1 protein-coding gene is annotated in these 331 nt (G+C 63.1%); it reads left to right on the forward strand.

Annotated elements, in window-relative coordinates:
* Window positions 1–16 precede the first annotated feature (16 nt).
* The coding region (locus IBT54_RS24945) for a TrbI F-type domain-containing protein (RefSeq protein WP_201253334.1) at window positions 17–331 on the forward strand (315 nt) is incomplete at its 3' end.

Below are 331 nucleotides of genomic sequence, written 5' to 3' on the forward strand. Positions count from 1 at the left end.
AAAAGAGGAATTAACGATGCAGGAAGAAAGACAGCCGCCTCAGCAGGTGGCTACAAAAGCCGCGGATAGCATAAGTGACGGCGCTCGCGTGACAGCGGCTGCGCGAATGATGCGCAGCCGCGGCGTCCGGCTGGCGGCGTTTACCGTGCTGGTCATCGCGCTCAGCGCCGGCGTCAGTGCGCTGGTTGCCAGAGCCGTACAGCCCGATTACGTGGTGTTTGACATGAAAGGCACCATCGACACGTTCCGGCAGCAGACGGCGCAGCAGCCGGTGGAAAAAGGGGCGCTGGAAACGCTGACGAAGCGCTTTGGCGCCGCGCTGGACGCCAGC

Origin of the sequence: Pantoea sp. S62, assembly GCF_016658625.1 — a bacterium.
Lineage (GTDB): Bacteria > Pseudomonadota > Gammaproteobacteria > Enterobacterales > Enterobacteriaceae > Pantoea > Pantoea vagans.